We start from the raw sequence: 20,174 nt of genomic DNA on the forward strand, positions 1-20,174 counted from the left end.
ACTCCGCCCCCACCCCCGCCCACAGAAAGGGAGTACGCCCATGGCCATCGATCAGGACTTCACCGAGACCCAGGTGCTCGTGGTCGGCGCGGGCCCCGTCGGACTGCTGCTCGCCGGAGAACTCCGGCTGGCGGGCGCGGACGTGGTGGTGCTCGACACGCTCACCGCGCCGACCACCGAATCACGGGCGTCGACCCTGCACGCCCGCACCATCGAGATCCTCGACAGCCGGGGCCTGCTGGAACGCCTCGGCGACGTCCCGCGCGAGAACGCCGGACACTTCGGGGGCATCCCCCTCGACCTCGCCCTGCCCGGCCCCTACCCGGGCCAGTGGAAGGTCGCGCAGACCCGCCTGGAGGAGGTCCTCGGGGACTGGGCGGCCGACCTGGGCGCGGACATCCGGCGCGGCCACGAGCTGACCGGGCTGACCGAGGCGGCGGACGGCGTACGGGCCACGGTACGGACCGAGGGCGGCGGGGAGGCGGCCTTCCGGGCCGCGTACCTCGTCGGCTGCGACGGCGAGAACAGCACCGTGCGGCGCCTGGGCGGCTTCGGCTTCCCCGGCACCGACGCCGAACGCGAGCTGCTGCGCGCCGACGTGGCGGGCATCGACGTTCCCGGCCGCCGCTTCCAGCGGCTTGAGGGCGGCATGGTCGTCGCGGCCCGCCGCCCCGACGGGGTGACCCGGGTGATGGTGCACGAGTACGGGGCGCGCTCCCGGCCCGGGCACCGGACCACCTTCGAGGAGGTCGCCGACGCCTGGAAGCGCATCACCGGCGAGGACATCGGCGAGGGCACCCCGGTGTGGGTGAACTCCTTCGACGACGCCTCGCGCCAGGCCGACCGGTACCGGCGGGGCCCGCTCCTGCTCGCCGGGGACGCGGCGCACCAGCAGATGCCGATCGGCGGCCAGTCCCTCAACCTCGGGCTCCAGGACGCCTTCAACCTCGGCTGGAAGCTGGGCGCCCGGATCGCCGGGCACGGCACCGAGGAACTCCTCGACAGCTACCACGACGAACGCCACCCCGTCGGCAAGGCCGTCCAGGGCAACGTCCGCACCCAGGCGCTGCTGCTGCTCGGCGGCGCCGAGGTGGACGCGGTCCGGGAGGTGTTCGCCGAGCTGACCGCCGGGGAGAACGTACGGACCCACCTCGCCGGGCTGATCTCCGGCCTCTCGGTACGTCACCCCGTCGGCGGCGCGTCCGAGGACGGCGGCCCCGAGGACGGCGGCCCGCGCTCCGGGCCGCTCGGGCTGCGGGTGCCGCACTGGGAGGTCACCACCGCCGAGGGCACCACCAGCACCTTCGAACTGCTGCGCCCGGGACGGGGCCTGCTGCTGCTCCCGCCCGGCGAGGAGGCCCGCCGGGCCGAACTCGCCGAGGCGGCCGCGCCCTGGGCCGGCCGGGTCCGCACCGTCGCCGCCGCCTCGGTGGCGGGGGGCTCCGCGGCCTCCGCCGACGGGGCGACCGCCGCCGTCCTCGTACGCCCCGACGGGCACGTGGTCTGGGCCGACGGTCCGGACGCGGGCCCGCTCACCGGGGCCCTGGGCCGCTGGTTCGGGCCCGAACGGGCCGGGCGCCCCACCGCCCGGCCGACGGCACCGGCCACCGCCGGCGCCCCGGCCACCGTGGTCACGGCGCAGGCTGCGGCGGGCCGGCGCGGGGGCGGCGCGGAGCGGCTCAGCGGCCGGACCGCGCTGGTCACCGGGTCGAGCCGGGGCATGGGCCGGGCGGCGGCGATGCGGCTGGCGGAGGAGGGCGCGCTCGTCGCCGTCCACTACAACCAGGACGCGGCGGCCGCCCACGAGGTCGTCGCCTCCGTCGAGAAGGACGGCGGCCGCGCCTTCGCCCTGCGCACCGAACTGGGCGTCGACGGGGACGTCGAGACCCTCTTCACGGCACTTGAACAGGAACTCCTGGACCGTACCGGCTCCACCGACCTGCACGTCCTGGTGAACAACGCCGGGGTGATGGGCGGGGTCCCGGCGGACGAGGTCACCCCCGAGCAGTTCGACCGGATCTTCGCGGTCAACGCCAAGGCGCCGTTCTTCCTGATCCAGCGGGCGCTGCGGAACATGCCCGACGGCGGCCGGATCATCAACATCTCCTCCGGCCTGACCCGGTTCGCGAACCCGGACGAGATCGCCTACGCGATGAGCAAGGGCGCGCTCGAACAGCTCGCCCTGCACTTCGCGAAGGCGCTCGGCCCCCGGGGCATCACCATCAACTCGGTCGCGCCCGGCATCACCCGCAACGGGAACCCGGTGTTCGACATCCCCGAGGCCGTCGAGCACATGGCGGGCCTGTCCGCCTTCAACCGGGTCGGCGAACCGGAGGACGTCGCCGACGTGGTCGCCTTCCTCGCCACCGACGAGGCGCGCTGGATCACCGGCTCCTTCGTCGACGCCACCGGCGGCACCCTCCTCGGCTGAGGCGCCGCCGCCACGACCCCGCCGGCGCGAAAACCCACGCGCCGCGCCGGCGGCGGGCGGGCGGCCCGGGGATCCCTCCCCGGGCCGCCCGCCCCCTTCCCCCCCTGCTTCTCCGTCCCCTCTTCCTCCACCGGAACGCGAGCGTGCACACCGATGAACATCCCGTCCGGCGGCCGGGCCCGGGCCCGCTGGGCCCTGGTGTCCGTACTCGCCGCCAACATGCTGGTGGACGCCCTGGAGGTGTCCGCGACCCTCGTGGCCCTGCCGTCCGCCGGCAGCGGGCTGGGGCTGTCCGCGACCGGGGTCCAGTGGCTCGTCAGCGGCTTCGCCGCCGGTTTCGGCGGGCTGCTGCTGCTCGGCGGCCGGCTGGTCGAGCGGCTGGGCCGGCGCCGCGTCTTCCTCGCGGCGCTGCTGGCCTTCGCCGCCGCCTCGCTGGCGGGCGCGCTGACGGACAGCGCGCCGCTGCTGACGGCCACCCGCGTGCTGAAAGGATTCTGTGTCGCGCTGACCGCGCCCACGGGCCTCGCCATCATCCTCTCCGCCGTCCCCGAAGGAGCCGAACGCCGCCGGGCGGTGTCCGTCTACTCCTTCTTCGGCGCCGCCGGCTTCTGCTCGGGGCTGCTGGTCTCCGGCCTGCTCACCGGGGCCGGCTGGCGCTGGACCGTCGCCTTCCCGGCGCCCGTGGCCCTGCTGCTGCTCGCCGCCGGGACCCGGCTGATCCCGCGCGACGCGGGCGGGCCTCGCCCCCGGCTCGGCCGGCACCCCCTGGTGGCGGGCGCCGCCCTGACCGGGACGGTCCTGCTCCTCGTGTACGCGCTCTCCCGCGCCGCCGCTCCCGGCGGGCAGCGGTGGTACGCCGCAGCGGCCCTCGCGGGAGCGCTGCTGTCCGCCGCCGTACTCGTACGGGCCGAACGCACCGCGCCGCGCCCGCTGCTGAACACCCGGCTGCTGCGGCACCCGCCGCTGCTGCGCTCCGCGCTCGGCGCCGCCGCCCTCAACGGCTCGTACGTGAGCTTCCTGCTGGTGGCGGCCCTGCACCTGCGGGAAGCCGGCTGGAGCCCCTGGCAGACGGCCCTCGCCTTCCTGCCGGCCAGCCTCCCGCTCGCGCTGAGCGCCCTGCACTCGGGGCGGATCGCCGCCCGGCTGGGACCCGCGCGGGCCGTCGCCGCCGGGGCGGCCGCCGCCCCGCTCGGCTACGCCCTCTACCCGCGCGGCGGCGCGGGGCCGGTGGATCCCGCCGGGCTGCTGCCCGCCATGTCATTCGTCGGCATCGCCTTCGTGCTGGCCTTCACCGCCCTGCACCTCCAGGCCACCGGCACGGTCCCGCCCGCCCTCCAGCCGGAGGCCGGCGGGCTCTACCAGACCTGCGTACAGCTGGGCGCGGCGCTGACCACCGCGCCGGTGTCCGCGCTGTACGCGGCCGCGGGCCGGGGCACGGCGCTCTGGCTGGTCACCGCCGTCGGCCTGGCCGGCGCGTGCGTGGCCCTGCGCGGCCTGTTCCACCCCTTCGACCCACCGCTCGAAACCGCCGGAGCCCTCTCCCACCCGGCGGCTCCGCCCACGGACGGACGGGGTCGCCCGTCCGCCTCGACCCGGGAAGCATCATGAACACACTCCACATGTCGCAGACATACGAAACAGACACCGGCCTGGTCCACATGACCCGGCCCGACATGGCGGTCCTGGCCACCGCCGGGCTGCGCGAGCGCACCCGGATCCTCGAGCAGTACGTGCGCGAGGAACTCGGCCGCATCCTCGGCATCGAGCCCCACCTCGTGGACACCACGGGCCGCCCCATGGGCTGCCTGGGCATCGGCTCGATCTCCGGTATCGAGCTCCAGTACCGGATGGAGGCCACGCTCGGCGTCGACGTGAACCTCCAGCGGCTGCTGCTCGCCAACAGCGCCCAGGAGCTCATCGACTGCCTGGCCGGCCAGCTCGGCCCCGAGGCCCACCTGCACGGTGCAGCGGTGCCGGCATGACCACTACGACCCTGCTGCCCGCCGCCAGCCCGGTGGTCAACCACCAGGACCTGGACCGGCCGGACTTCACCCTCTCCGCCGACCGGGTCGACCTCTGGCTGATCCGCCGCCCCACCGGTGCGGACGCCGAAGCGCTGGCGATCGGCGAGCTCGACGCGGAGGAGCGCAAGCGCACCGACTCCTTCATCCGCCAGTCCGACGGCCTGCTGTACGCCGCCGCCCACGTGGCGGTGCGCCGGCTGCTCGGACGCTACACGGCCACCCTGCCCCAGGACGTCCGCTTCATGCGCGAGCCCTGCCCGGGCTGCGGGGAGCCGCACGGCCGTCCCGCGCTGTCCCCGCCGCCTCCGCCGCTGCACTACTCCCTCTCGCACAGCGGGGGCGTGGCCATGGTCGGCGTCGGCACCGCGCCGCTCGGCGTTGACGTGGAGAAACTCCCCGGCGCCGAGACGGTGGACATCTGCTCCAAGGCGCTGCACCCCGACGAGCAGCTGGAGATCGCCGACGCCGCCGCCGGCGAGGACCGCCGTCAGCTGTTCGGCCAGATCTGGACGCGCAAGGAAGCGTTTCTCAAGGGGCTTGGGACAGGGTTGAGCCGCTCGCCCGCCGAGGACTACCTGGGCACCGACCACGGCCGCCACCCGGACGGCTGGACCATGGTCGGCGTCCCCGCCGACACCACCCACGCCGCCGCCGTGGCGGTGGCGGGGCCGGCTCCCAAGGTGGTCGACGTCAGGTGGGTGCCCGACACCTGGCTGTCCGCAGGCAACACCGTGTGCGGCGCCGCCGCCCCCGGACCGCAGCACACGGTCCTCGCCAGCTGAACCGCAAGTAAGGACGTGACCGGATGACCACCGCCTTCGTCTTCCCTGGCCAGGGTTCCGAATGCGCCGGCATGGGCAAGGAGTTGCTCGCCCTGCGGCCCGACCTCGCCGACTCCCACTACCGCACCGCCGACGACCTGCTCGGGTTCCCGCTGACCCGGGTCTGCCTGGACGGGTCGCCCCGGGACCTGGAGGACCCGGCGGTGGCGCAGCCGGCGATCTTCCTGACGAGCCTGGCCGTACTGGAGGTGCTGCGCGGCGAGGGCCTGCGGCCCGATGCCGTGGCCGGGCACAGCCTGGGCGAGTACGCGGCCCTGGTGGCCGCGGGCGTCCTGGAATGGACCGAAGCCCTGTGGCTGGTCCGGCTGCGCAGCGAACTGGTCGCCACCGTCGGGGACCGGGTGGGCAGCTCCACGGCGGCGGTCATCGGCCTGCGCCGTACGGACCTGGGGCGGATGTGCGCCGAGGCCCGGGCGGCGACCGGCCAGGTGGTGGAGGTGGCGGGGGACAACGAACCCCGCCAGACGGTGGTGTCCGGGCAGGCCGAGGCGGTGGCCCACGCCACCGACGCGGCCCGGGCGGCGGGGGCCCGGGTGGAGTGGCTGCGTACCGGCGGCCCGTTCCACTCCAGCCTGCTGGGCGAGGCCGAGGCGGAGTTCACCGAGACGCTGATCGCGACGGAGTTCCGCGACCCGGCCGTGCCGCTGGTGTCCGGTGTGACGGGCGGCTGGGTGACGACGGCCGCGGACGCCGTCGTCGCCCTGCGCGGCCAGCTCACCAGTCCCGTGCGGTGGACCGAGGCGGTCGGGACCCTCGCCGCCTCGGGCACCGACCGGTTCGTGGAGGTGGGACCGGGCCGGGTGCTCGGCGGGCTGGTCCGGCGCATCCTGCCGGGCGCCCGGGTCCACAGCACGCACACGCCCGACCGGCTGGCGCTGGCCGTGGACGAGCTCACCGCCACCGCAGTGTGACCAACGACCACGGACAGGGTGGAACACAGCATGCCGACAGCGGACGACACGCTCCGGTCCCGGACCGAAGAGCTCAACAGGATCAAGGACGCCGCGCGCAGCGGTGACGCGGCGGCGACCGGGGCGCAGCGCGCCAAGGGCAAGCTGACCGCCGACGAGCGGATCGCGCTGCTGCTCGACAAGGGTTCCTTCACCGAGGTCGAGCAGCTCCGCCGGCACCGGGCGACCGGTTTCGGGCTGGAGGCGAAGAAGCCCCACACCGACGGTGTGATCACCGGCTGGGGCACGGTCGAGGGCCGCACGGTCTTCGTCTACGCGCACGACTTCCGGATCTTCGGCGGTGCCCTGGGCGAGGCCCACGCCGCCAAGATCCACAAGATCATGGACATGGCCATCGCGGCGGGTGCCCCGCTGGTCTCCCTCAACGACGGGGCCGGCGCCCGCATCCAGGAGGGCGTCTCCGCCCTCGCGGGCTACGGCGGCATCTTCCAGCGCAACACCCGGGCCTCGGGCGTCATCCCGCAGATCTCGGTGATGCTGGGCCCGTGCGCCGGCGGCGCCGCGTACTCCCCGGCCCTGACGGACTTCGTCTTCATGGTCCGGGACACCTCGCAGATGTTCATCACCGGCCCCGACGTCGTGCGCGCCGTCACCGGTGAGGAGATCACCCAGAACGGCCTCGGCGGCGCCGACGTGCACGCCGAGACCTCGGGCGTCGCGCACTTCGCGTACGACGACGAGGAGACCTGCATCGCCGAGGTCCGCTACCTGCTCGGGCTGCTGCCCTCCAACAACCGCGAGCTGGCGCCCGTCGAGCGCTCCGCCGACCCGGCCGACCGCGCCTGCGAGGCGCTGCTGGACCTGGTCCCGGTGCAGCCCGGACAGGCGTACGACGTCCGCGCGGTCATCGAGGAGGTCGTCGACGACGGCGAGTACTTCGAGGTGCACCCGGCCTGGGCGGCCAACCTGGTCTGCGCCCTGGCCCGGCTCGACGGGCACGTGGTCGGCATCGTCGCCAACAACCCCATGACCTGCGCGGGGGTGCTGGACATCGAGGCCTCCGAGAAGGGCGCGCGGTTCGTGCAGTTCTGCGACGCCTTCAGCATCCCGCTGGTCACCCTGGTCGACGTACCCGGCTTCCTGCCGGGCGTCGACCAGGAGCACAACGGCATCATCCGGCGCGGCGCCAAACTGCTGTACGCGTACTGCAACGCGACCGTGCCGCGCATCTCGCTGGTCCTGCGCAAGGCCTACGGCGGCGCGTACATCGTCATGGACTCCCGCTCGATCGGCGCGGACCTGGCCCTGGCCTGGCCCACCAACGAGATCGCGGTGATGGGTGCCGAGGGCGCCGCCAACGTGGTCTTCCGGCGGGAGATCGCCGCCGCCGAGGACCCGGAGGCGGTCCGCGCGCAGCGGATCGCCGAGTACAAGGACCAGCTGATGCACCCGTACTACGCGGCCGAGCGCGGCCTCGTCGACGACGTCATAGATCCGCGCGAGACCCGTCGGGTACTGATCCGTTCCCTGGAGATGCTGCGCGCCAAGGACGCCGACATCCCCGCCCGCAAGCACGGAAACCCGCCGCAGTGACCGCCGGCGGGAGATCACGAGACGAGGAGCAGTCTGTGGAGACGACAGTCGAGCCCGGCCAACTCATCCGTGTGGTGAAGGGGCGTCCCGACACCGAGGAACTGGCGGCGCTGACCGCCGTCGTGCTCGCGCGGGCGGCGGCGTACGAGGGCCAGCACGGCGGCACCTGCGGCGGCGGGCCCACCCTCGCCGGCTGGCGCTGTCCCCAGCAGAGGCGCGGCTTCCACGGCCCCCGCACCTGGCGCGAGGCCCGCTCGGCCTGAGTCCGGCCCCCGCCCGCGCGCCCCGTCCGACCACGCCGTCGCCCCGGTCAAGGAGTTCGCGGGCGGACGCTCCTGACCGCGGGCACCTGCCCGAAGTCCGCCAACTGGAGAGGCCATGCCATCGACCCACGACGACATCGCGGAACTGCGCGAACAGATACGGGCCCTGCGCGACCGCGCCGAACTGCGCGAGCTGTTCGACCGCTACGTGACCGCGCTCGACACCCGTGACGGCAGCGGACCGGAGGAGTCCTGGTACGCCTCGCTGTTCACCGAGGACGCCACCTTCGTCTTCCCGATCGGCGTGTGCGCGGGGATCGAGGCCTTCGCCGCCTTCCAGCGCGAGGCCCGGGAGCGATGGGCGCGCACCCACCACTCCAGTTCCAACCACTCGGTCGTCCTCGACGGGGACCGGGCCACCCTGCGGGCCCAGCAGCTCACCACGCACGTCCACCACGCCGCCGACGGGCCCGCGGCCCACTTCGAGGTCGGCGGCCACGCGGAGGCGCGCGCGGTGCGCACCCCGGCCGGCTGGCGGCTCAGCCACGTCGCCTACCACGTCGTGTGGGACTCCGGCGTGCGCCTGCCCGAACTCGCCGGAGTCCGGCTGTGAGAACCGGATGAACGCCGTGCAGATCGCCGGCTACTGGGTCCCCGCACGGGAGCCCGCGCGAGAGCCCGTACGGGAACCCGCGCGCGGATCCGTACGCGGACCCGCGCGCCCCCCAGGGCCGCTCCCCGCGCCGCCGCTGACGACGCTGCTGCGCCGCCGGGCCGCCTGGGGGCTGGCCCGCACCCGCACCCGGGCGCGGCGCACCACGGCCGCCCGGGCCTCCTGACCCTCCGACACCTCACCCCCGACCCTCCTGGAGACACCCCCCATGGCCCCTGTGCCGCCCGCCGGCGCGCCCCCGGTCCGGTCCGTCACCCTCGACGCCGACGGGATCCCGCTGTCCGGGCTGCTGGCCCTGCCCGCGCAGCCCGTACCCCGGGCGCTGGTGGTGGCCCTGCACGGCTCGGGGATGAGCGCGGGCTACTTCGACAGCCGGGCCCGGCCCGGGCTCTCGCTGCTGGAGCTCGGCGCCGGCCTGGGGTACGCCGTACTCGCCCTGGACCGGCCCGGGTACGGGGCCTCGGCCGGGGCGCTGCCCGAGGGGCAGGAGCTGGCGGGGCAGGCCGCCGCGGTGCTCGCGGCCCTGGAGGGCTTCGCCGAGGGCCGTGAACTGGGCGCCGGGGTCTTCCTCGTGGCCCACTCGGGCGGTGGCCGCGTCGCGCTCGCGGCGGCGGCCGCCGCCCGGGGGCCGCTCGTACCGCTCGGGGTGGACCTGTCGGGCCTGGGGCGGCGGTTCGCCGTCGAGCCCTGGCGGCTGCCCGGCCCCGATCTGCCGGGCGAGTGGCGCCGGCACTGGGGGGCGCTGCGGTTCTACCCGCCGGATGCCTTCCGGCTCGGCCAGCGGCTGCTGCGGCCGGTCCCGTCCGCGGAGATGCGGGAGACGCTGCGGTGGCCGGAAATGTACCCCGCCGTAGCGGCCGGGGTACGGGTCCCCGTGCGCTTCACGTTCGCCGAACAGGAGCTCTGGTGGAGGCACGACGGGGAGGCGCTGGAGGAACTGCTGACTCCGCTGATGGGGGCCTCCACAGAGGTGGCCCGGCAGCCGCATGCTGGACACAACATCAGCCTCGGCTGGGCCGCCCGTACCTACCACCTGAGGGTCCTGTCCTTCCTGGAGGAGTGCCTGCTCGCCCGCGACGCGGGCGTTGGCCGGGTTGTGGCGGGCTCTGACAGAGACATGAAGAAGGTTGACGCGGATCTGACATAGATCCCGTTGACCCACGGATGTGTACCAACGAGGCTTTTGGTGAGCATCCCGAGACGTGTAACGAAATCCGTCATACCGGGACACGTCACCTCGGTCTCCCTCTATCTGTTTGATTCATCTGATTCATCCCGTAAAGGAACACACATGAGTGACGTGAAGGACCTGGTGCAGGTCGCCGGAATCATCGACGCCGAGGAGGCCCAGCTGCTGGCCGAGGAAGGCGTGGACTGGTTCGGCTTCCCGCTCCGCCTCCCGTCGGGCAAGGACGACATCTCCGAGGCCGCGGCCACGGAGATCATCGCCGGCCTGAAGGCTCCTCAGGAGGGCGTCCTCATCAGCTACATGACCGACGCCGACGAGATCAGCGCGTTCACCACGCAGCTCGGTGTCAAGGCCGTCCAGCTCCACGGCGACGTCGAGCCGGAGCAGCTGCGCAAGCTGAAGGCCAACCGCCCCGACCTGTACGTGCTCAAGAGCCTGGTCGTGAAGGAGGACAACGCCGAGGAGCTCCTCCAGCTCGTCGACGAGGTCGCGGACGTGGTGGACATGTTCATCACCGACACCTTCAACCCGGCCACCGGCGCCAAGGGCGCCACCGGCCTGACCCACGACTGGAACGTCAGCGCCGAGCTCGTGCGCCGTTCGCCGAAGCCCCTCATGATGGCCGGCGGTCTGAGCCCGGAGAACGTCGCCGACGCGATCCGCTTCGTCAAGCCCGCCGCCGTCGACGCCCACAGCCTCCTGGAGGGCGAGGACCGCCGCAAGGACCGCGCGAAGGTGGCGAAGTTCGTGGCCGAGTCGCGCAAGGCCTTCGCCGAGATCGCCAACTCCTGATCTGGGCACCCGACCAAACGGTTGCGGCCCCCGGGGCCCCCAGGGCCCCGGGCCCGGCCGCAGCCCGTCTCCACGACCGACGCAAAGCAGGTTTCTCATGGCGACCGGCCACCACAACGTCCACCAGCTGCCGCAGACCAACCAGCTCCGCGCCATGCACACGATCATCCGTGACCGCAGAGCCTCCCGCGCGGACTTCGTGTTCTACTCCCGGCGCATCATCCGCCTCCTGCTCGAATCGGCGCTCGACCAGCTGCCGTTCGACGAGCACGACGCCATCACGCCGGTCGGGGAGACGTACGAGGGGCTGCGGCTCGGTCCCAAACTGTGTGCCGTCCCCGTGATCCGGGCCGGTGACTCGATGCTCGACGAGCTGCGTCAGGTCATCCCTGACATCACCGTCGGCAAGCTGCTCATCCAGCGGAACAAGACCACCAAGCTGCCGCACCTCTACTACAGCAACTTCCCCGAGGACATCGCCGACCGGCACATCCTCCTCCTGGAGCCGATGCTCGCCACCGGCGGCAGCGCCAAGGCGGCCATCGAGGTCCTCCTTGAGGCCGGAGTGCGCGAGGAGAACATCCTCTTCGTCAACTTCCTCGCCGCCCCCGAGGGCATCGAGGCGGTCCACGCCAAGTACCCGGCCGTCAGGATCGTCACCACGTCGATCGAGCAGCGCCTCAACGAGAACGCGTTCATGATCCCGGGCATCGGCGACTTCGGTGACCGCTACTTCGGGACCACCGACTCGGCAGTGGCCTGATGAAGGGCAGCCGTACGCTCGCGGACTCCGCGCTCACCGCGCTCGCCCCGGCGATCTGGGGGTCCACGTACCTGGTCACCACGGAGCTGCTGCCGGAGGGCAGGCCACTGCTCGCCTCGCTGCTCCGTGCGCTGCCCGCCGGCCTGATCCTCGTGATCATCGGCCGGACGCTGCCCAAGGGCATCTGGTGGTGGCGCGCCCTGGTGCTCGGCGTGCTGAACATCGGCGCCTTCTTCTACCTGCTCTTCGTGGCCGCGTACCACCTCCCGGGCGGCGTCGCGGCGCTGGTGATGTCCATCCAGCCGATGATCGTGCTGCTGCTCGGGGCCGTGCTGCTCAGGGACAAGATCAAGCGGATCCACATGGCCGCCTGCGCCCTCGGCGCGGCCGGCGTGGCCCTGCTCGTCCTCCAGCCGAACGCCGGGCTCAACGCCACCGGTGTCATCGCCGGTCTGCTGGGCGCGCTCAGCATGGCCTCCGGCATCGTGCTGACCAAGCGCTGGGGACGCCCCGAAGGGGTGGGCCTGCTGCCCTTCACGGGCTGGCAGCTCACCGTCGGCGGTCTGGTCCTGCTGCCGATCGCGCTGATCGGCGAGGGCCTGCCCGCCGAGATCACCGCCAAGAACCTCTGGGGCTTCGCCTACCTCGGCATCATCGGGGCCCTGTTCGCCTACGCGATCTGGTTCCGCGGCGTGGCCCGGCTGCCCGCGCTGGCGGTGTCGTTCCTGAGCTTCGCCTCGCCCCTCGCGGCCACCCTGCTCGGCTACTTCGTCCTCGACCAGTCGCTCTCGCCGATCCAGATCCTCGGAGCGCTGACCGTGGTCGCCTCCGTGATCCTGGCCCAGCCGAGAGCCGGCGGCGCGAAGAAGCCCGAGCCGGACCCGGTCCCCGAAACCTCGCGGGAATCCGTCAAGGCGTGACGCGACGGATCCCCGCCCACGACTCCCCGCCCGGCCCTGCCCCCTGAGCAGGGCGGGGAGCGGTGGTGGCACACCGCGGCCTCCCCCGTCCGCGGTGTGCCGCCCACCCCCCGCCCCACACCGTGAAAGGACCGAGTCCGTGCCCCACATCCACGTCAGGCACTACCCGCGGGACTTCACGGCCGAGCAGCTGAGGGCGATCGACGAGGCGGTCACCGCCGCCGTGACGCGGACCTTCGCCACCGGCGAGGAAACCGTCTCGATCTCCCTTGAGCCGGTCACACCGGAGGACTGGGAAGCCCAGGTCCTCACCGAGATAGCGGCCCGCCCGGACCAGCTGGTCAAGAGGCCGGGCTACTGGAACGAGAGTTGAGAGACACCCCGATGAGCGCAAGCAGCGGCATCCCCGTCGTCTACACCGAGGAGGTCCGAGAGGCCCTCCACGAGGGCAAGGCCGTCGTCGCCCTCGAGAGCAACGTCATCACGCACGGCCTGCCCTACCCGGACAACGCCGCCACCGCCCGCAAGGTGGAGGACGCCGTACGGTCCGGCGGTGCCGTGCCCGCGACGATCTGCATCGAGGCCGGCGAGATCCGCGTCGGCATGTCGGACGCCGACATCGAGCGCTTCGCCTCCCTGCCGGGCATCCCCAAGGTGTCCAGCCGGGACCTGCCCGTCGTCCTGGCGCAGGGCGGCCTGGGAGCCACCACCGTGGCCTCCTCGGTCGTCGCGGCCGAGCTCGCGGGGATCCCGTTCTTCTCGTCCGCCGGCATCGGCGGCGTGCACCGGGGCGCCCAGGAGACCTGGGACGTGTCCTCGGACCTGATCCAGTTCACCCGCTCCAAGGTCGCCGTCGTCTGCGCGGGCGCGAAGATGATCCTCGACCTGGGTCTGACCCTGGAGTACCTGGAGACGCAGTGCGTCCCCGTCGTCGCCTACCGCTCGGACGACTTCCCCGCGTTCTACTGCCGTACGAGCGGCCACAAGGCGCCCCACCGCCTGGACGACGAGCAGGTCATCGCCCGCGCGATCGAGGCCCACTGGGCCCTCGGCAACAACAGCTCCTTCCTGATCACCACCCCGGTCAGGGAGGAGGACGCCATCGACTCCGTCGAGGTGGACACGGCCATCCGTGCCGCCGTCGCCGAGGCCGCCCGTGACGGGGTCTCCGGCCAGGCCATCACCAAGTACCTGATGCGGGCCGTCGACGCCGCGACCGACGGCCGTTCCGCCAAGGCCAACATGGCGGTCCTCGCCTCCTGCGCCGAGGCCGCCGGCCGCCTGGCCGTCGCCCACTCGGAGCACCTCGCGGAGCTCGCGGGCCGCTGAGCCCATACGAACCACCACCGCACCACGCGCTGACCTCAGTCTGGAGAAAGTCACATGTCCGAGAAGCTGTTCGAGCCGGTCACTCTGGGGAAGCTGGCCCTGAGCAACCGAGTGGTCATGGCGCCCATGTCCCGCAACCGGGCCACCGCCGAGGGCCTGGCCACCGACCTGATGGCCACCTACTACGGTCAGCGCGCCGGTGCCGGCCTGATCATCACCGAGGGCATCCAGCCGTCGGTGACCGGCCAGGGCTTCGGCAACAGCCCGGGTCTGCACTCGCAGGAGCAGGCCGCTTCCTGGAAGCCGGTCACCGAGGCCGTGCACGCCCGCGGCGGTCTGATCGTCGCGCAGCTCATGCACTGCGGCCGCATCGGCCACCCCGACCTGTACCCGAGCGGCCACCAGTCGGTCGCCCCGTCCGCGATCACCGCGGCCGGCCAGGCCTACGGCCCCCAGGGCCCGCTGGACTACCCGGAGCCGCGCGCCCTGACGGTCGAGGAGATCGCCGAGATCGTCAAGGAGTTCGCGGACTCCGCCGAGCTCGCGATCGAGGCCGGCTTCGACGGCGTGGAGATCCACGCGGGCAACGGCTTCCTGCTCCACCAGTTCCTGGCGGAGAACACCAACCAGCGCACCGACGAGTACGGCGGCTCCGTCGAGAACCGCGTCCGCTTCGCGATCGAGGTGATCCAGGCGGTCTCCGAGCGCATCGGCGCCGACCGCGTCGGCGTCCGCATCTCGCCGTCGAACCCGTACAACGACATCGTCGAGGGCGACACCCACGCCATCTACGAGGCGCTCGTCGCGGCCCTGCCGCCCATCGCGTTCCTGCACATCCTCGAGGGCGGCAACCGCGACCACATCGCGGCCCTGCGCGCGCAGTGGACCGGCACGATCATCCTGTGCCCCCACCCGGAGAACGGCGTCGTCACCAACGCCGCCATCGCCACCGAGGCCCTGGAGGCCGGCGTGGCCTGCGCCGTCGCCTTCGGTGCCGCCTTCATCGCCAACCCGGACCTGCCGGAGCGCATCCGTACGGGTGCCGCGCTCGCCGAGGCCGACCAGACCAAGCTCTACGGCGGCGACCACACCGGCTACACCGACTACCCGACGCTCGAAGAGGCCGGCGCCGCGTGAGCGAGCCCGGACAGATGCTGCTCTTCTCGGGGCGCGCACACCCCGAGCTGGCCGAGGCCATCGCGGCCGAGCTGGGCACGACGCTGGTCCCGACGAAGGCGATCGACTTCGCCAACGGCGAGATCTACATCCGCTACCACGCCTCCGTGCGCGGCGCGGACTGCTTCGTGGTCCAGAGCCACACGGCCCCGATCAACAAGTCGATCATGGAACACCTCATCATGATCGACGCGTTGAAGCGGGCCTCGGCCCGCAGCATCACGGTGATCCTGCCCTTCTACGGATACGCGCGCCAGGACCGCAAGCACAGCGGCCGGGAACCCATCTCGGCCCGTCTGGTGGCGGACCTGCTCAAGACCGCGGGTGCGGACCGGATCCTGACGGTCGACCTGCACGCCGACCAGATCCAGGGCTTCTTCGACGGCCCGGTGGACCACCTGTTCGCCATGCCGGTCCTCGCGGACTACATCGGCTCCAAGGTGGACCGGGACGACCTCACGGTCGTCTCGCCCGACGCCGGCCGCGTGCGCGTGGCCGACGGCTGGTGCGACCGCCTCGGCGCTCCGCTGGCCATCGTCCACAAGCGGCGCGACAAGGACGTGGCCCACCAGGTCACGGCCCACGAGGTGGTCGGCGAGGTCCGCGACCGGGTCTGCGTCCTGGTCGACGACATGATCGACACCGGTGGCACGATCTGCGCCGCCGCCGACGCCCTGTTCGCCCAGGGTGCTCGGGACGTCATCGTGGCGGCCACGCACGGGGTGCTCTCCGGCCCCGCGGCGGACCGCCTGAAGAACTCGCGGGTCAGCGAGTTCGTGTTCACGGACACCCTTCCGGTGCCCGGAGCGCTCGGCATCGACAAGGTCACCGTCCTGTCGATCGCTCCGCTCATCGCGGGGGCCTCGCGAGAGGTGTTCGAGAACGGATCTGTAACCCGGCTCCTGCAAAGCCGGTGATCGCCCGGACGGACGGGCCGCGAGGCCCGTCCGTCCGTAGGGGGAGGCGGCCGCACGCACCGCGCCGTTCCGGTATTCCCGGGTGGTGAGGCTCTGCCCTTGCGCCCCTCAGTTCTTCGGTTGTAATCCGGCCGGGCGATTCGTCTCGGCCAACGACGCCCCACCGCTTCCGCGGCGTCCGCCCCGTGCGGACGCCACCCCCACGCTCGCGGTGAGGCGTCGCACACCGGGCCCCGCCGCCAGTCGCGGCCCGGTCTGCGGGGGCGTTCGACCGCGCCCGTCTTTGCTTCACATCGGAACGTAAGGAAGCGGGAAATGACTCTTCAGGAGACCAGCGTGCTCGAGCCCACCCTGCGCGGCACCAACACGTTGCCCGGCCTGCTCGCCGAGCGCGTGGCGGAGCACCCCGACGCGATCGCCGTGGCCTACCGGGATGAGAAGCTCACCTTCCGTGAGCTGGCGTCCAGAAGCTCGGCCCTGGCCGACTACCTGGAGCACCTCGGTGTCTCCGCGGACGACTGCGTCGGCCTCTTCGTGGAGCCGTCCATCGACCTCATGGTCGGAGCCTGGGGCATCCTCAACGCCGGCGCGGCCTACCTGCCGCTGTCCCCGGAGTACCCCGAGGACCGGCTGCGGTACATGATCGAGAACAGCGAGGCGAAGATCATCCTGGCGCAGCAGCGCCTGGTGTCGCGCCTGCGCGAGCTCGCCCCGCAGGGCGTCACCATCGTGACCCTGCGCGAGTCCGAGGCCTTCGTCCGCCCCGAGGGCCAGGAGCCGGCCCCGGCCCGCGCCGGCGCCCGCCCGGACACCCTCGCGTACGTCATCTACACCTCCGGCAGCACGGGCAAGCCGAAGGGCGTGATGATCGAGCACGCCAGCATCGTCAGCCAGCTCGGCTGGCTCCGCGAGACCTACGCGATCGACCGCAGCAAGGTCGTCCTGCAGAAGACCCCGATGAGCTTCGACGCCGCCCAGTGGGAGATCCTCTCCCCGGCCAACGGCGCCACCGTCGTCATGGGCGCCCCGGGCGTGTACGCCGACCCCGAGGGCCTCATCGAGACCATCGTCAAGCACGGCGTGACCACCCTCCAGTGCGTCCCCACCCTGCTCCAGGGCCTGCTCGACACCGAGAAGTTCCCCGAGTGCGTCTCCCTCCAGCAGATCTTCAGCGGTGGCGAGGCCCTGTCCCGCCTGCTCGCGATCCAGACCACGCAGGAGATGCCGGGCCGGGCGCTCATCAACGTCTACGGCCCGACCGAGACCACCATCAACTCGTCCTCCTTCGTGGTGGACCCCGCCGGCCTGGACGAGGGACCGCAGTCCATCTCCATCGGCTCCCCGGTGCACGGCACCACGTACCACATCCTCGACAAGGAGACCCTCAAGCCGGTCGGCGTCGGCGAGATCGGCGAGCTGTACATCGGCGGCGTCCAGCTGGCGCGCGGCTACCTGCACCGCCCCGACCTGACCGCCGAGCGCTTCCTCGACATCGAGCTGGAGGAGGGCGCCGAGCCCGTCCGCCTGTACAAGACGGGCGACCTCGGCCAGTGGAACGCGGACGGCACCGTCCAGTTCGCCGGCCGCGCCGACAACCAGGTCAAGCTGCGCGGCTACCGCGTCGAGCTCGACGAGATATCCCTGGCGATCGAGAACCACGACTGGGTCCGCAACGCCGCCGTCATCGTCAAGAACGACGGCCGCACCGGCTTCCAGAACCTGATCGCCTGCATCGAGCTGAGCGAGAAGGAAGCCGCCCTGATGGACCAGGGCAACCACGGCTCCCACCACGCGTCGAAGAAGAGCAAGCTCCAGGTCAAGGCGCAGCTGTCCAACCCGGGCCTGCGCGACGACGCCGAGCTGGCCGCCCGTCCGGCCTTCGACCTGGAGGGCTTTGAGCCCACCCCCGAGCAGCGCGCCCGCGTCTTCGCCCGCAAGACGTACCGCTTCTACGAGGGCGGCCCCGTCACCCAGGACGACCTGCTGAAGCTGCTCGGCGAGAAGGTCCCCGCGGCCTACTCCCGCAAGGCGGCCGACCTGGCCCCGTCCGAACTGGGCCAGATCCTGCGCTGGTTCGGCCAGTACGTCAGCGAGGAGCGGCTCCTGCCGAAGTACGGCTACGCCTCCCCGGGCGCGCTGTACGCGACGCAGATGTACTTCGAGCTGGAGGGCGTCGGCGGTCTCAAGCCGGGCTACTACTACTACCAGCCGGTCCGCCACCAGCTCGTCCTGATCAGCGAGCGCGAGGCCACCGGCAAGCCCACGGCGCAGATCCACTTCATCGGCAAGAAGAGCGGCATCGAGCCGGTCTACAAGAACAACATCGTCGAGGTCCTGGAGATCGAGACCGGGCACATGGTCGGCCTCTTCGAGCAGATCCTGCCGGCCTACGGCCTCGACATCCACGACCGCGCCTACGAGCCGGCCGTCCGCGAGCTGCTGGACGTCGCCGACGAGGACTACTACCTGGGCACCTTCGAGCTCGTCCCGCACGCGGGCCCGCGCGAGGACCACGCCGAGGTCTACGTCCAGACGCACGGCGGCAAGATCGCCGGCCTGCCCGAGGGCCAGTACCGCTACGCGGACGGCGAGCTGACCCGCTTCTCGGACGACATCGTCCTCAAGAAGCACGTCATCGCGATCAACCAGTCGGTGTACCAGGCCGCCAGCTTCGGCATCAGCGTGTACAGCCGGGCCCCCGAGGAGTGGCTGCACTACGTCACCCTCGGCAAGAAGCTCCAGCACCTGATGATGAACGGGCTGAACCTGGGCTTCATGTCCTCCGGCTACAGCTCCAAGACCGGCAACCCGCTGCCGGCCTCCCGCCGGATGGACGCGGTCCTCGCCGAGAACGGCGTCGAGGGCGGTCCGATGTACTTCTTCGTCGGCGGCCGCATCAGCGAGGACCAGGCCGGCCACGAGGGCATGCGCGAGGACAGCGTCCACATGCGCGGTCCCGCCGAGCTCATCCGCGACGACCTCGTCAGCTTCCTGCCCGACTACATGATCCCCAACCGGGTCGTGGTCTTCGAGCGGCTGCCGCTGTCCGCCAACGGCAAGATCGACGTCAAGGCGCTCGCCGCCTCCGACCAGGTCAACGCCGAGCTCGTCGAGCGCCCCTTCGTCGCCCCGCGCACGGAGACCGAGAAGGAGATCGCGGGCGTCTGGGAGAAGGCCCTGCGCCGCGAGAACGCCTCCGTCCAGGACGACTTCTTCGAGTCGGGCGGCAACTCGCTCATCGCCGTCGGCCTCGTCCGCGAGCTCAACTCGCGCCTGGGCGTCTCCCTGCCGCTGCAGAGCGTCCTGGAGTCCCCGACCATCGAGAAGCTGGCCCGCCGCCTGGAGCGCGAGGTCGCCCAGGAGTCCTCGCGCCTGGTGCGCCTGCACGCGGAGACCGGCAAGGCCAAGCCCGTGATCTGCTGGCCGGGCCTGGGCGGCTACCCGATGAACCTGCGGAACCTGGCCGGCGAGATCGGCCTCGGCCGCTCCTTCTACGGCGTCCAGTCCTACGGCATCAACGAGGGCGAGGCCCCGTACGAGACCATCACCGAGATGGCCAAGAAGGACATCGAGGCCATCAAGGAGCTCCAGCCGACCGGCCCCTACACCCTGTGGGGCTACTCCTTCGGCGCCCGCGTGGCGTTCGAGACCGCCTACCAGCTGGAGCAGGCCGGCGAGAAGGTGGACAACCTCTTCCTGATCGCCCCGGGCTCGCCGAAGGTGCGCGCCGAGAACGGCAAGGTGTGGGGCCGTGAGGCGTCCTTCGCCAACCGGGGCTACACCACGATCCTCTTCTCGGTGTTCACCGGCACGATCTCCGGCCCGGACCTCGACCGGTGCCTGGAGACCGTGACGGACGAGGAGTCCTTCGCCGGGTTCATCAGCGAGCTCAAGGGCATCGACGTGGACCTCGCCCGGCGGATCATCTCGGTCGTGGGCCAGACCTACGAGTTCGAGTACTCGTTCCGCGAGCTGGCCGAGCGCACCCTCCAGGCGCCGATCAGCATCTTCAAGGCCGAGGGCGACGACTACTCGTTCCTGGAGAACAGCAGCGGCTACTCGGCCGAGCCGCCGACGGTCGTCGACCTCGACGCCGACCACTACAGCCTGCTGCGCGAGGACATCGGCGAGCTGGTCAAGCACATCCGCTACCTGCTCGGCGAGTAACGGAGAGCCGGTCGAATGACGACGGCCGCTCCACCGGAGAAATCCGGTGGAGCGGCCGTCTTTTCGCGTTTCCGGGCCCCTCGGAGACGAACCGGCCAGTAGGTGGCTCAATTCTGACGCAGTTTGACCGCGTTCTGACATACGGCCGGTTGACGTGCGCATTCGTCACACAAGAGACTTTTGG

The 20,174-nt window shown here is 72.1% G+C and carries 18 protein-coding genes; all 18 read left to right on the plus strand.

Features of this window, described 5'->3' with window-relative positions:
• The first annotated feature begins 40 nt into the window (after window positions 1–40).
• The 18 genes from AC069X_RS27995 (at window position 41) to AC069X_RS28080 (ending at window position 19,990) form a co-directional block, all read left to right on the plus strand.
• Window positions 41–2,431: an SDR family oxidoreductase gene (locus tag AC069X_RS27995; protein WP_478732661.1), complete on the plus strand. Its 2,391-nt coding sequence runs from the start codon at window positions 41–43 to the stop codon at window positions 2,429–2,431.
• A gap of 153 nt (window positions 2,432–2,584) precedes the next feature.
• Window positions 2,585–4,039, plus strand: coding sequence for an MFS transporter (locus AC069X_RS28000; RefSeq protein WP_478732663.1), 1,455 nt, complete (start codon window positions 2,585–2,587; stop codon window positions 4,037–4,039).
• Window positions 4,040–4,050: 11 nt separating this feature from the next.
• Entirely contained in the window at window positions 4,051–4,413 is a 363-nt protein-coding gene (locus tag AC069X_RS28005) for an acyl carrier protein (RefSeq protein WP_395511222.1), read from the plus strand.
• A complete protein-coding gene (locus AC069X_RS28010; RefSeq protein ID WP_478732665.1) occupies window positions 4,410–5,237 on the plus strand; it encodes a 4'-phosphopantetheinyl transferase family protein in 828 nt (275 codons plus the stop codon). The genes AC069X_RS28005 and AC069X_RS28010 overlap by 4 nt, the downstream gene beginning before the upstream one ends.
• A 23-nt stretch (window positions 5,238–5,260) precedes the next feature.
• Complete coding sequence (locus AC069X_RS28015) at window positions 5,261–6,208, plus strand: ACP S-malonyltransferase (protein ID WP_478732667.1); 948 nt, start codon at window positions 5,261–5,263, stop codon at window positions 6,206–6,208.
• 30 nt (window positions 6,209–6,238) lie between these two features.
• Complete coding sequence (locus AC069X_RS28020) at window positions 6,239–7,801, plus strand: acyl-CoA carboxylase subunit beta (RefSeq protein WP_478732669.1); 1,563 nt, start codon at window positions 6,239–6,241, stop codon at window positions 7,799–7,801.
• A gap of 35 nt (window positions 7,802–7,836) precedes the next feature.
• The gene (locus AC069X_RS28025; protein WP_478732671.1) at window positions 7,837–8,064 is read left to right on the plus strand and encodes an acyl-CoA carboxylase subunit epsilon; all 228 of its coding nucleotides are present in this window, start codon (window positions 7,837–7,839) and stop codon (window positions 8,062–8,064) included.
• 115 nt (window positions 8,065–8,179) lie between these two features.
• On the plus strand, window positions 8,180–8,677 hold the full coding sequence (locus AC069X_RS28030; protein ID WP_478732673.1) for a nuclear transport factor 2 family protein: 498 nt from the start codon (window positions 8,180–8,182) through the stop codon (window positions 8,675–8,677).
• A 7-nt stretch (window positions 8,678–8,684) separates the two neighbouring features.
• Window positions 8,685–8,903, plus strand: a complete 219-nt coding sequence (locus AC069X_RS28035; protein ID WP_478732675.1) for a hypothetical protein — start codon at window positions 8,685–8,687, stop codon at window positions 8,901–8,903.
• 42 nt (window positions 8,904–8,945) lie between these two features.
• On the plus strand, window positions 8,946–9,884 hold the full coding sequence (locus tag AC069X_RS28040) for an alpha/beta hydrolase (protein WP_478732677.1): 939 nt from the start codon (window positions 8,946–8,948) through the stop codon (window positions 9,882–9,884).
• 144 nt (window positions 9,885–10,028) lie between these two features.
• A complete protein-coding gene (locus AC069X_RS28045) occupies window positions 10,029–10,718 on the plus strand; it encodes a phosphoribosylanthranilate isomerase (protein ID WP_478732679.1) in 690 nt (229 codons plus the stop codon).
• Between the two features lie 97 nt (window positions 10,719–10,815).
• Window positions 10,816–11,481 (plus strand): uracil phosphoribosyltransferase, encoded by a 666-nt coding sequence (upp, locus tag AC069X_RS28050; protein ID WP_478732680.1) that lies wholly within the window; start codon window positions 10,816–10,818, stop codon window positions 11,479–11,481.
• A complete protein-coding gene (locus AC069X_RS28055) occupies window positions 11,481–12,401 on the plus strand; it encodes an EamA family transporter (protein ID WP_478732682.1) in 921 nt (306 codons plus the stop codon). Before upp ends, AC069X_RS28055 begins: the two co-directional genes overlap by 1 nt.
• Window positions 12,402–12,540: 139 nt before the next feature.
• Window positions 12,541–12,774: a tautomerase family protein gene (locus tag AC069X_RS28060; protein ID WP_478732684.1), complete on the plus strand. Its 234-nt coding sequence runs from the start codon at window positions 12,541–12,543 to the stop codon at window positions 12,772–12,774.
• Window positions 12,775–12,785: 11 nt separating this feature from the next.
• Complete coding sequence (locus tag AC069X_RS28065; RefSeq protein WP_478732686.1) at window positions 12,786–13,730, plus strand: pseudouridine-5'-phosphate glycosidase; 945 nt, start codon at window positions 12,786–12,788, stop codon at window positions 13,728–13,730.
• Window positions 13,731–13,784: 54 nt separating this feature from the next.
• A complete protein-coding gene (locus tag AC069X_RS28070; protein ID WP_478732688.1) occupies window positions 13,785–14,867 on the plus strand; it encodes an alkene reductase in 1,083 nt (360 codons plus the stop codon).
• 14 nt (window positions 14,868–14,881) lie between these two features.
• Window positions 14,882–15,823: a ribose-phosphate diphosphokinase gene (locus tag AC069X_RS28075; RefSeq protein ID WP_478732820.1), complete on the plus strand. Its 942-nt coding sequence runs from the start codon at window positions 14,882–14,884 to the stop codon at window positions 15,821–15,823.
• 315 nt (window positions 15,824–16,138) lie between these two features.
• Window positions 16,139–19,990: an amino acid adenylation domain-containing protein gene (locus tag AC069X_RS28080; RefSeq protein WP_478732690.1), complete on the plus strand. Its 3,852-nt coding sequence runs from the start codon at window positions 16,139–16,141 to the stop codon at window positions 19,988–19,990.
• Window positions 19,991–20,174 lie beyond the last annotated feature (184 nt).

This window comes from Streptomyces sp. NPDC043896 (assembly GCF_056435605.1).

What these genes read in the sequence shown, in the direction of transcription:
- AC069X_RS28010 (WP_478732665.1), top strand. Translation starts at nt 4,410, where the DNA reads ATGACCACTACGACCCTGCTGCCCGCCGCCAGCCCGGTGGTCAACCAC.
- AC069X_RS28080 (WP_478732690.1), top strand. Translation starts at nt 16,139, where the DNA reads ATGACTCTTCAGGAGACCAGCGTGCTCGAGCCCACCCTGCGCGGCACC.
- AC069X_RS28035 (WP_478732675.1), top strand. Translation starts at nt 8,685, where the DNA reads ATGAACGCCGTGCAGATCGCCGGCTACTGGGTCCCCGCACGGGAGCCC.
- AC069X_RS28005 (WP_395511222.1), top strand. Translation starts at nt 4,051, where the DNA reads ATGTCGCAGACATACGAAACAGACACCGGCCTGGTCCACATGACCCGG.
- AC069X_RS28040 (WP_478732677.1), top strand. Translation starts at nt 8,946, where the DNA reads ATGGCCCCTGTGCCGCCCGCCGGCGCGCCCCCGGTCCGGTCCGTCACC.
- AC069X_RS28065 (WP_478732686.1), top strand. Translation starts at nt 12,786, where the DNA reads ATGAGCGCAAGCAGCGGCATCCCCGTCGTCTACACCGAGGAGGTCCGA.
- AC069X_RS28070 (WP_478732688.1), top strand. Translation starts at nt 13,785, where the DNA reads ATGTCCGAGAAGCTGTTCGAGCCGGTCACTCTGGGGAAGCTGGCCCTG.
- AC069X_RS27995 (WP_478732661.1), top strand. Translation starts at nt 41, where the DNA reads ATGGCCATCGATCAGGACTTCACCGAGACCCAGGTGCTCGTGGTCGGC.
- AC069X_RS28045 (WP_478732679.1), top strand. Translation starts at nt 10,029, where the DNA reads ATGAGTGACGTGAAGGACCTGGTGCAGGTCGCCGGAATCATCGACGCC.
- AC069X_RS28075 (WP_478732820.1), top strand. Translation starts at nt 14,882, where the DNA reads ATGCTGCTCTTCTCGGGGCGCGCACACCCCGAGCTGGCCGAGGCCATC.
- AC069X_RS28015 (WP_478732667.1), top strand. Translation starts at nt 5,261, where the DNA reads ATGACCACCGCCTTCGTCTTCCCTGGCCAGGGTTCCGAATGCGCCGGC.
- upp (WP_478732680.1), top strand. Translation starts at nt 10,816, where the DNA reads ATGGCGACCGGCCACCACAACGTCCACCAGCTGCCGCAGACCAACCAG.
- AC069X_RS28000 (WP_478732663.1), top strand. Translation starts at nt 2,585, where the DNA reads ATGAACATCCCGTCCGGCGGCCGGGCCCGGGCCCGCTGGGCCCTGGTG.
- AC069X_RS28030 (WP_478732673.1), top strand. Translation starts at nt 8,180, where the DNA reads ATGCCATCGACCCACGACGACATCGCGGAACTGCGCGAACAGATACGG.
- AC069X_RS28020 (WP_478732669.1), top strand. Translation starts at nt 6,239, where the DNA reads ATGCCGACAGCGGACGACACGCTCCGGTCCCGGACCGAAGAGCTCAAC.
- AC069X_RS28055 (WP_478732682.1), top strand. Translation starts at nt 11,481, where the DNA reads ATGAAGGGCAGCCGTACGCTCGCGGACTCCGCGCTCACCGCGCTCGCC.